Source organism: Curtobacterium sp. RIT-PI-V (assembly GCF_025642935.1).
Classification (GTDB): domain Bacteria; phylum Actinomycetota; class Actinomycetes; order Actinomycetales; family Microbacteriaceae; genus Curtobacterium.
Window position 1 is genome coordinate 54,690 of sequence record NZ_JANZKM010000023.1, and the last position, 9,502, is coordinate 64,191.

Genomic DNA, 9,502 nt, shown 5'->3' on the forward strand with positions numbered 1-9,502 from the left:
AGGGTCGGGGCGTGGTCGCCGGTCAGTGCGTGGTCGCGGGGTGTGCGACGCGGATGGAGGTGGAGCCGAGCTCGGCGGGCACGTCGACGCATCGGTCGATGCCACGGGCGGCGAGCATCTCGGTGTCGTCGAGCCGGGAACGCAGGACCACCTGTGGACCGCGACCGTCGGGTTCCGCCGACGCGACCGCGAGCCAGGCGGCGGCGAAGCGCCCGCCGGGGGCACAGTCGGCACGCATCCCGTGCCGGTCCGCGCCGTCGGGCAGCACGTCGTCGAGCACGAGCGCCGTGGCCGGCGGTGCAGCGGCGGTGCCGGTGGCACCGGACCGTGCGACGGCGGCGAAGGCCTCCCCCGCCGGCTTGACCCGGCCGTCGTTGGTGAAGAGCCCGAGGTCGTACTCGAGCTCCGGGAAGTCGGCGAGCGACCTGGCGACGTCGTGCGAGCACCACCAGGTGACGCCGAGCACCTGCTGCGCCCCGAGCACGTGCCGGATGGTCTGCTCGGTGAACGAGGCGGCGTCCTCCGGGGCGACGACGTTGGTGGGCGCTCCCACTTCTTGCAGCCAGTTCGGCCGTGCGGGGTCGCGGTTCCAGGCTGCGGCGAGCTGGAGCAGGTACTCCCCGTGCCGCACCGAGCCGGACCCGAGTGCGCCGTGCAGCGCCGCCGAGCCGTTGAACACCCACGAGTGCGTGACGGTGGCGTCACCGTGGTCCGCCGCGTGCTCCGGTCCGAACGGCTGCGCGTCGTCGTACCAGGCCGCGTCGTACTGCGCGACGGTGACCAGCGGCCGTGGACGCGCCCGGCCGCCGGACGGGGCCGACGCGGAGGAGTCGACCCGGGCCTCCCGGCCGGACGAACCGGACGAACCGGCCGAACCGGACGCGAGCCCGGAACGTGCCGCGGCGACCATCGCCGCCGCCCACGCGTGCCCCTGCTCCGCCGTGATGTCGTGCGGAGCGGGGTGCGGCGCGTGTGCGAACTGGTTCACCTCGTTGCCGATGGTGATGCCGAGCAGGTTGGGCTTGTCCGCGACCGCCGCGGCGAGCGCCCGGACGTACGCCGCGGTCGACGCGACGACGTCCGGGTCGGTGAACATGTTCCGACGGTGCCAGCTGTCCAGCCACGACGGCACGAAGTCGAAGCTCGACAGGTGCCCCTGCAGGGCGTCGACGTTGACGTCGAGCCCGAACGAGCCGGCGATGTCCACGACCGTCGCGACGTCCTGCAGTGCCGACGCCCGGATGAGGGTGCGGTTGGGCTGCACCACCGGCCAGAGCGGGAAGATCCGCACGTGGTCGGCGCCGAGCGAGGCGATCGCCTCGAGGTCCCTGGCGGTGTCGGACGGTGAGAAGTCGAGCCACGAGTGGAACCAGCCGACCGAGGGCGTGTAGTTGACCCCGAAGCGCATCAGCCCTTCACACCGCCCTCTTCGACGCCCTTGAAGAAGAAGCGTTGCAGGACGGCGAAGATCACGGCGATCGGGATGAACGCGATCATGGTGCCGGCGGCGATCATGCGCTGGTCGGTTGCGAACGTACCCTGCAGGTACTGCAACCCGACGGTCAGGGTGAGGTTCTCCGGCGACTGCAGCACGATGAGCGGCCACAGGAAGTCGTCCCACGCCCCGATGAACGAGAAGATCGCGATGACGGCGATCGTCCCCTGCACGGCGGGCAGCGAGATGTACCGCAGCCGCTGCATCGCGTTCGCACCGTCCATCACCGCGGCCTGGTCGATCTCCTCGGGGATCTGCCGGAACGCGTTGAACATGAGCAGGACGTTGAGTGCGGCGATCATGCCGGGCAGGGCGACGCCGACCAGGTTGTCGGCGAGGCCGAGGTCCTTGACGGTGACGAACTGCGAGATGATCGTCGCCTCGCCGGGCAGGACGAGGGTCGCGAGGAACAGCCCGAGCACGAGCTTGCGGTGCCGCCACTGCAGCCGAGCCAGGGCGAAGCCGGCGAGGGTCGCGAAGACGATGTTGCCGAACACGTCGATCGCGGCGACGAGCAGCGAGTTGCCGATGTAGCGCCACACCGGGATCGCGGCGGCCACCTTCAGGTAGTTCTCGATGGTCGGCTCGGTCGGGATGAACGACGGGTTCGCGGTGTAGATGTCCTCGCCGGCACCCTTGAGCGAGGTGGACAGCTGCCACAGGAACGGGCCGATCGTGATGAAGAGCACCACGATGAGCAGGACGTAGCGCACGACCTTCTCGCGGGTCGACATCACGCCCCAGACCGCGCGACGGCGCTTGCGGGGAGGCCGGGAGGCCCGTCCCCCGTCCGCCTGGCCGGTCACGTCCGGCGTCGGGCTGGCTGCACCGCGCGCCCCGCCCAGGGCAGGTTCGGTGGTCGTCGTGTTCGTCACTTGTCCGCCTTGCTGTTCATCCGCGCGAGGGCGAGCATCGGGATCAGCGTCACGACGAAGAGCAGGAGGCTCAGGGCGGACGCGTAGCCGAGGTTGCCGGTGAAGCCGCGGGCGTACTGCTGGATGAGCATGACGAGCGAGTTGTCCTGCCCGCCGGGCCCACCGGTGCCGTTGGTGAGGATGTAGAGCTCGCTGAACACCCGGAGCGCGGAGACGCACACCAGGATCCCGACGAGCGTCATGGTGCCGCGGACCCCCGGCATGGTGACCGACCAGAACCGTCGCACCGATCCGGCGCCGTCGAGGGCGGCCGCTTCGTGCAGGTCCTTGCCGACGTTCCCGAGCGCCGCGAGGAAGATGATCATGTAGTACCCGAGGCCCTTCCAGACCGTCAGGCTGATCGCGCTGAGGAGCAACAGCCACCGGTCGGTCAGGAACGGGACGCTGCCCTGCACGACGCCGAGCGCCTGCGCCATCTCGTTGATGACGCCGCGGTCGTCGAGGATCCAGGTCCAGATGAGCCCGACGACCACGGCCGACGCGATGACCGGCGTGTAGAACGCCGTACGGAAGAACGCGATCCCCGGCAGCTTCTGCTGGACGAGCACCGCGATGAGCAGCGGCAGCACGGTCAGCAGGGGCAGGCAGATCGCCATGTAGATGACGCTGTTGAGCAGCGCCTCCCACACCTGCGGATCGGCGAGCAGGGTCTCGAAGTTCGCAAGGCCCACCCACTGGCTCACGCCCCCCAGCGGGCTGGCGTTCGTGAACGACAGCCGGACGGTGTTGATCGACGGCCAGAGGCTGAACGCGACGAGCCAGACGAGGGCCGGCAGGACGAGCAGCCAGGGCGTGAACCAGCGGTTGGCGCGCATCAGCCGTTGGCCAGCAGGCTGTTCATCTTGGTCTGGGCGGTCTGCAGCGCCTTCTCCGGCGCGACCTGGCCCTTCATGGCGAGGGCGATCTGCTGGTCGAGGAAGTCCGTCATCGCGGAGTTCGCCTCGACCGGGTTGAGGACCTTCGCGGTCTTCAGGGCCTCGTTCGCCAGGACACGGGCCTCGCCGTTGACGGTGCCGTCGTCCTTCGAGAAGTACGGGTCGGACTGCGACGACGTGGTCGACGGGAAGATGTTGACCTTGTGCGCGAACGCTTCCTGGTTCTCCGCGTTCGTCATGAACTTCGCGAACGCCTCGGCCGTGGCGAGGTGCTTCGACTTGGCCGACACCGACAGACCCTGCACGTACAGCGGCGGGGTGTCGAGTGCGGGGCTGACGGTGACCTTGCCCTTGAGCGACGGGTTGTTCTTCTCGAAGTCGGCGAGCGACGTGGCGCCGCCGGTGGTCCAGGCGACCTTCTGCTGCGTGAACAGGGTGGAGTTGCCGAGGTAGTCGCTGTTCAGCACGTTCGAGGGCATGTAGCCGTCCTGGTACGCGTCCCTGTAGCGCTCGATCAGGTCGGCGGCCTTCGACGAGTCGGCGAACGTGAACTTCGTGCCGTCCGCGTTGAGGACCTTCACGCCGGCCAGGGTGAAGTCGCCGAGGCCGGGCTTCCGGCTCATCAGGTAGTCGGTCGGGCAGTTCTCGTGCATGGTCTTCGCCTGCGTGAACAGCTCGTCGGTGGTCTTCGGCGGGTTCTCCGCGTCGAGGCCGCACTTCGTGAACATCGTCGCGTTCCAGTAGTCGACGTCGGTGTTGAGGTACCAGGGGTAGCCGAACGTGCCGTCCACGCCCTTGTACTGGTACGAGTCCAGGGCGCCGGAGACGTAGGTGCTCGCGAGCTTGGCGTCGTCCTTCGCGACGTCCTGCAGGAACCCGCGCTTCGCGAGCGGCAGGGCGATGTCCGGCGGCAGGTTGATGACGTCGGGCAGCGAGTTCGACGACGCCTGGCTGAGCACCTTGTCGGCGTAGCCGTCGCCCGGCTGGTCCTGCAGCTTGACCTTCGCGTCGGGGTGGGCCTTCTCGAAGTCGGCGATCACCCCGTTCAGGTAGCCCGTGTACGTCGGCGTGAGCGCCCAGGTCTGCAGCGTGATCGACCCGCTGATCTCCCCGCTGCCGGTGTCGGCCGCGTTGCCGCCGCTCGAGCAGCCGGTCAGGACGAGTGCCGTGGCGGCAGCTCCTGCGAGCAGCGCTGCGGCGCGGCTCCTCGTCGCACGTGTGGTGGTCCTCATGGCGTCTGACTCCCTCGTCATCCTGCTTCGTCATCGTGCTGAACCGGTTCAGTCCCTGCGGCTGAACCCGCTTGTGGCAGTGACTATGAAGGACTAAAACGCTATAGTCAAGCCCGTGGCCACGAACCGTCGAACGACGATCTCCGACATCGCCGCGCGTGCCGGCGTGTCCGTCAGCGCGGTCTCGTTCGCCCTCAACGACCGCCCCGGCGTGTCCGACGAGACCCGCGAACGCGTCCGCGCGATCGCCCACGAACTCGACTGGCAACCGCACACCGCGGCCCGCGCCCTGGGCGGCGCAAAAGCCGGGTCGATCGGCTTCGTGCTGAACCGGCCGGCCCGCACGCTCGGCACCGAGTCGTTCTTCGGTGACCTGATCTCCGGCATCCAGCTCGGGCTCGCCGGCACCCACGTCGGGATGAACCTGCTCGTGGCACGCGACGCGGCCGAGGAGCTCGAGACCTACCGGGCGTGGTGGCGTGGGCACCGGGTCGACGGTGTCGTCGTCATCGACCCGCGGCGCGACGACGACCGGCTCACCCTGCTCGCCGAACTCGGCATGCCCACGGTCGTGGTCGGCTCCCACCCCTCACCAGAGGGCTCCGCACCGAGCGTGTGGATCGACGACGGCGACGCGACCGACACTGTCCTTCGGTACCTGCACGCGCTCGGGCACCGGCGCATCGCGCACGTCGCCGGGCGCCCGGAGTTCGAGCACACCGCCATGCGGATCGAACGCGTCCGGGCGTTCGCGGCAGCCGAGGGGCTCGCGGACGCCGTGTCGATCCCGACCGACTACTCCGCCGAGGCCGGCGCGAGTGCGACCCGCACCCTGCTGTCCCGCAGCAGTCGGCCGACGGCGATCGTGTACGACAACGACGTCCTGGCGGTCGCCGGGCTCGGGGTCGCGAGCGAGATGGGCATCGCCGTGCCGACCGACGTCTCGATCGTGTCGTTCGACGACTCGGCGATGATCCAACTCGTCCGGCCGTCCATCACCTCGCTGACCCGCGACACCGTGGAGCTCGGGCAGCGCGCGGCGACGCTCCTGCGCGCACAGATCGACGCCGATGCCCCGTTGCCGTCACGCCCCGGGCCGCCACTGACCCTCAGTGTCCGGGAATCGACGACACGCGCGCGGTCCTGACCCGTCGTCGGCACCATCCGACACGCCCAGCACTCTGCTCGTCTGCGTCCACAGCACGCGGCGGACTTGACTCACGTTCGAACACACGTTCGAATACCGTCGTGGGACGGCGTCGCGAGAACCGGTGGCAGCCCCCGGAACACCCGGAGGTCGAACGTCCGCGCGCCTACTCACTGTCCGAGGACGCCCGCGGGCCCGACGTCTGCCACGCCGTCACCCCCGTGCCGGTCTGGGCGTGGATCCAGTTCCCGACCTTCCACGTCCGGGTGAAGGCCTTCGCGAAGAGCTGGACGCGTGACGCCGTCATGGTCGAGTGGGCGCAGTTCGGACAGCAGGCGGACGCCTGGGTGTGGCGGTCGGCCGTGAAGCACCGCACCCTGCGTGCCGACCAGCCGGAACGCGCGATGCGGAGTCCGCAGAACGCAGCGCGTTGACTTCCGGCCACACCCCGAGGATCGTTTACCGAACACCGGTTCGGCAAGTAACTCACTGATCGAGGCATTCGTTCGAGTGCCGCTCCGGGACGAGGAGGCACCATGAAGAACACAGCGGTGCCGTCCTGGGTCGCCCACGTGCTCACCCCACCCGAGGTCATCAGCGCCTACGTCGAGGCCCGGGTCAACGACCCGGCCCTGCTGTCGGGTGAACACACGGAACCCACGTACGCCGACTTCCTCGGCGACGAGTAGACGGTCGTTCAGCGGCGTCGGCGGCGCGCGGACAGCGTGACGCCGACGCTGGCAGCGGTGACGCACACCAGCGCCACCGTCTCCAGCACGGACAGCCCCTCGCTGAGCACGACGAGCCCGGCCAGCGCGGCGATCGCCGGGCCGAGACTCTGCAGCACGCCGAACACCCGCGTCGGCATCCGCCGCAACGCCAGCATCTCGAGGGCGTAGGGCAGCACGCTCGACAGCACGGCCACCACGCCGAAGACGAGCAGGAGCACGGGTTCGCGGACCACGCCGTCGATCGCGGACGGCAACCCGAACGGCAGCGACACGAGCATCGCGACCACCATCGACACCACCAGGCCGTCGACACCCGGGATCGCGGCGCCCACGTGCCGGTTCATCACGATGTAGCCCGCCCAGCACACCGCCGCGAGCACGGCCCAGACGACGCCGCCGACCTCGGTCACGGCGCTCGGGCCGACCCCGAGCAGCACGACACCGGCGAGCGCCAGCGCGGCCCAGAGGGCATCCCGCCACCGCCGGGTGTGCACGAGGGACAGGGCGAGCGGACCGAGGAACTCGATCGTCACCGCGACCCCGATCGGGATGGTCGCGAAGGCCAGGTAGATGAAGACGTTCATCCCGCCGAGCGCCAGCCCGAGGCCGACCGCGCCGAGCCACTGCGCGCGGGTCCAGTGCCCGACGCGGGGACGGACGACCAGGGCGAGCACCACCGCCCCGATGACGAGCCGGAGCGTCGCGGCCCCGACCGCGCCGACGTCGTCGAAGTGGGTCTTCGCGATCGCGGCACCGAGCTGGACGGACACCATCGCGGTGAGGGCGAGCAGCGGAGCCGGGATCCGGTCGGTACCGCGGGCCTGGTTCATCCGCGGGCCCGGCTCATCCGAGGTAGGCGAGCACGGCGAGGACGCGGCGGTGGTCCTCGCCGGTGTCCTCGAGCGCGAGCTTGCCGAAGATGCTCGACACGTGCTTCTCGACGGCGCCGGTGCCGATGACGAGGGCGCGGGCGATGGCCGCGTTCGTGCGGCCCTCGGCCATCAGGCCGAGCACGTCGCGTTCGCGCGGGGTGAGCGCGGCGAGCGGGTCGCGCCGCCGGCTCATCAGCTGCGTGACGACCTCGGGGTCGAGCACCGTGCCGCCGGCGGCGATCCGGCGTACGGCGTCGTCGATCTCCTCGAGCCGGGTGACGCGGTCCTTGAGCAGGTAGCCGATGCCCGTCGCACCGGCGGCGAGGACGTCCTCGGCGTAGGTGGCCTCGACGTACTGCGAGAGGAGCAGGACCCCGGTGTGCGGGGCGATCCTGCGGGTCTCGACGGCTGCGCGGACGCCTTCGTCGGTGAAGGTCGGCGGCATCCGGACGTCCATGACGACGACGTCGGGAGCGCCGTCCGGCAGCGTCGCGAGGAACGCACGGGCGTCCGCGTACTGGCCGATGACGTCGATGCCGGCTTCGTCGAGCACGCGGGCCAGGCCCTCGCGCAGCAGGACGGCGTCGTCGACGACGACGGCCCGGATGCGTGCTGCATCCGGGCCGTCTGTCATGCCGACCAGCCTAGTGGGAGCACGGGCGCTCCCGTGGGGTCACGACCGCGGGTTCGCCGTCGTGGGCACGCCGTTCAGGGCACCGAGCGGGATCCGCGCCGTGGCCTCGGTCGGGCCGCCTTCGGGGCTCGCGACGACCAGGTCGCCGTCGAGTGCACGCATCCGGCCGATCAGGCCCTCGATGCCGTGGCCCTGCTGGGGTCGTGCGCCGCCGCGGCCGTCGTCGGTCACGCTGACGGTCAGGTACCAGAGCCCCGAGGCGTCGACCACGAGGCCGAGGTACACCCCGGCCGTCGTGGCACCGGCGTGCTTCATGGTGTTCGTCAGGAGTTCGCTCACCGTGAAGTACACGTTGCGCTGGATCTCCGTCGCGAGCTCGAGGCCCTCGGGCAGGCGGACGTCGAGGCCGACCGGGATCGGGGTGCGGGCGACGAGTGCCTCGAGCGCCGCCACGAGCCCGCGGTCGAGCAGGATCGGTGGGGCGAACCCACGGGACAGCGCACGCAGTTCGTCGAGGGCGTCCTGTGCGTGCTCCGAGGCCTCGCCGATGAGCTGCTTCGCCTTCTGCGGGTCCTTGTCGAACGCGCGTTCCGCTGCCGACAGGTCCATCCGGAGGCGCACCAGGCGCTGCTGCGGGCCGTCGTGCAGGTCGCGCTCGATCTGGCGCAGGGCCTGGCCCTCGGCGGTCACCGCACCGGCACGGGAGGCCTGGAGTCCGGCGACGCGCTGCTCGAGCTGCTCGGCACGGAACCCGCCGAGCAGACCGAAGTCCACCCAGTAGTGCGCGATGACCGAGCCACGGGCCCAGAGCGGGAACAGCACGACCGAGGCGGCCATCGACAGCAGCCCGAGGAACCCGAAGCCGACGACGGAGGTCATGTCCCACCCGAAGTACTGCGCGCTCAGGCCGTTCGCGAACGCGACCACCGCGAGCCCGACGGGCCAGAGGAACCCGGCGAGCAGCAGGACGCCGGCGCCCACGGTGAAGAGCGCGACGAGCGGGTACACGACCGCTGCGTGCAGCAGGTAGAGCCAGTAGTGCGGGTTGGCGACCGCGGAACCGGTGCGCGTCCACCAGTTCTGCTGCCAACGGGGCGTCCAGTCCACCGGGCGGATCGGACGCCGGTCGGCCCATCCGATGCGGAGCTTCTCGAACTGTCCGAGCCACCGCGCCACGAACAGCGCGATGAAGAACATCAGCAGCACGAACGGGTTGAACAGGTCGCGGAAGCCGCCGCCGAAGATCGCCGCGGGGAACGCGAAGTAGAGCGTGCAGAGCAGCACCCCGGTCAGGGCCATGTACCCGAAGTCGCGCGGCAGGCGCTTCCAGGACTCGCGGTAGAACGCGCCGGCGGTCATGCCGGAGCCCGCACTGCCGCCACGACCGCCACCCGGTGCCGATCCGTTCGGCGGGGTCGCTCCCCACGACGCCGGCGGGGTCTGCTGTTCGTGCTGTCGCGGGTACTGCGGCATCGGCTTGGTGGCTCCAGGTGGGACGGAGTCGCCCAGCGGGACGGTCTGGGCCTGGTCGGGCGAGGGTGTGACGTCGTCCAGCGGGACGGTTCGCGCCTGGTCGAGGCG

The 9,502-nt window shown here is 70.4% G+C and carries 10 protein-coding genes; 3 read left to right on the forward strand and 7 right to left on the reverse strand.

The window, feature by feature from the left end; all coding sequences use genetic code 11:
* Positions 1 to 22: 22 nt before the first annotated feature.
* From OGL88_RS13785 to OGL88_RS13800, 4 genes are read right to left on the reverse strand one after another with little or no spacing between them, the layout of a single operon-like run.
* Positions 23 to 1,408 (reverse strand): glycoside hydrolase 5 family protein, encoded by a 1,386-nt coding sequence (locus tag OGL88_RS13785; RefSeq protein ID WP_263091760.1) that lies wholly within the window; start codon positions 1,406 to 1,408, stop codon positions 23 to 25.
* A complete protein-coding gene (locus OGL88_RS13790; protein WP_263091761.1) occupies positions 1,408 to 2,370 on the reverse strand; it encodes a carbohydrate ABC transporter permease in 963 nt (320 codons plus the stop codon). Before OGL88_RS13790 ends, OGL88_RS13785 begins: the two co-directional genes overlap by 1 nt.
* On the reverse strand, positions 2,367 to 3,245 hold the full coding sequence (locus tag OGL88_RS13795; protein WP_123673340.1) for a carbohydrate ABC transporter permease: 879 nt from the start codon (positions 3,243 to 3,245) through the stop codon (positions 2,367 to 2,369). Before OGL88_RS13795 ends, OGL88_RS13790 begins: the two co-directional genes overlap by 4 nt.
* Positions 3,245 to 4,537 carry an ABC transporter substrate-binding protein gene (locus tag OGL88_RS13800; protein WP_205464211.1) on the reverse strand — a complete coding sequence of 431 codons (1,293 nt, stop codon included), beginning with the start codon at positions 4,535 to 4,537 and terminating at the stop codon, positions 3,245 to 3,247. The genes OGL88_RS13795 and OGL88_RS13800 overlap by 1 nt, the downstream gene beginning before the upstream one ends.
* 115 nt (positions 4,538 to 4,652) lie before the next feature.
* On the opposite strand from OGL88_RS13800, the gene OGL88_RS13805 reads away from it, so the two are divergent.
* The 3 genes from OGL88_RS13805 to OGL88_RS13815 all read left to right on the forward strand — a co-directional run bounded on the left by OGL88_RS13805 (position 4,653) and on the right by OGL88_RS13815 (position 6,373).
* Entirely contained in the window at positions 4,653 to 5,684 is a 1,032-nt protein-coding gene (locus OGL88_RS13805; protein WP_263091762.1) for a LacI family DNA-binding transcriptional regulator, read from the forward strand.
* Between the two features lie 101 nt (positions 5,685 to 5,785).
* On the forward strand, positions 5,786 to 6,118 hold the full coding sequence (locus OGL88_RS13810) for a hypothetical protein (protein WP_263091763.1): 333 nt from the start codon (positions 5,786 to 5,788) through the stop codon (positions 6,116 to 6,118).
* Between the two features lie 102 nt (positions 6,119 to 6,220).
* Complete coding sequence (locus tag OGL88_RS13815; RefSeq protein WP_159572741.1) at positions 6,221 to 6,373, forward strand: hypothetical protein; 153 nt, start codon at positions 6,221 to 6,223, stop codon at positions 6,371 to 6,373.
* 8 nt (positions 6,374 to 6,381) lie between these two features.
* Here the strand turns inward: OGL88_RS13815 and OGL88_RS13820 are convergent, their stop codons facing one another.
* From OGL88_RS13820 to OGL88_RS13830, 3 genes are all read right to left on the reverse strand, one after another.
* Positions 6,382 to 7,245: an EamA family transporter gene (locus OGL88_RS13820; RefSeq protein ID WP_263091764.1), complete on the reverse strand. Its 864-nt coding sequence runs from the start codon at positions 7,243 to 7,245 to the stop codon at positions 6,382 to 6,384.
* Positions 7,246 to 7,258: 13 nt separating this feature from the next.
* Positions 7,259 to 7,921, reverse strand: a complete 663-nt coding sequence (locus OGL88_RS13825; protein WP_263091765.1) for a response regulator transcription factor — start codon at positions 7,919 to 7,921, stop codon at positions 7,259 to 7,261.
* Between the two features lie 39 nt (positions 7,922 to 7,960).
* Positions 7,961 to 9,502, reverse strand: a 1,542-nt coding sequence (locus tag OGL88_RS13830; RefSeq protein WP_263091766.1) for a sensor histidine kinase, incomplete at its 5' end; no start/stop codon positions are given.

What these genes read in the sequence shown, in the direction of transcription:
- OGL88_RS13785 (WP_263091760.1), bottom strand. Translation starts at nt 1,408, where the DNA reads ATGCGCTTCGGGGTCAACTACACGCCCTCGGTCGGCTGGTTCCACTCG.
- OGL88_RS13795 (WP_123673340.1), bottom strand. Translation starts at nt 3,245, where the DNA reads ATGCGCGCCAACCGCTGGTTCACGCCCTGGCTGCTCGTCCTGCCGGCC.
- OGL88_RS13800 (WP_205464211.1), bottom strand. Translation starts at nt 4,537, where the DNA reads ATGAGGACCACCACACGTGCGACGAGGAGCCGCGCCGCAGCGCTGCTC.
- OGL88_RS13815 (WP_159572741.1), top strand. Translation starts at nt 6,221, where the DNA reads ATGAAGAACACAGCGGTGCCGTCCTGGGTCGCCCACGTGCTCACCCCA.
- OGL88_RS13820 (WP_263091764.1), bottom strand. Translation starts at nt 7,245, where the DNA reads ATGAACCAGGCCCGCGGTACCGACCGGATCCCGGCTCCGCTGCTCGCC.
- OGL88_RS13825 (WP_263091765.1), bottom strand. Translation starts at nt 7,921, where the DNA reads ATGACAGACGGCCCGGATGCAGCACGCATCCGGGCCGTCGTCGTCGAC.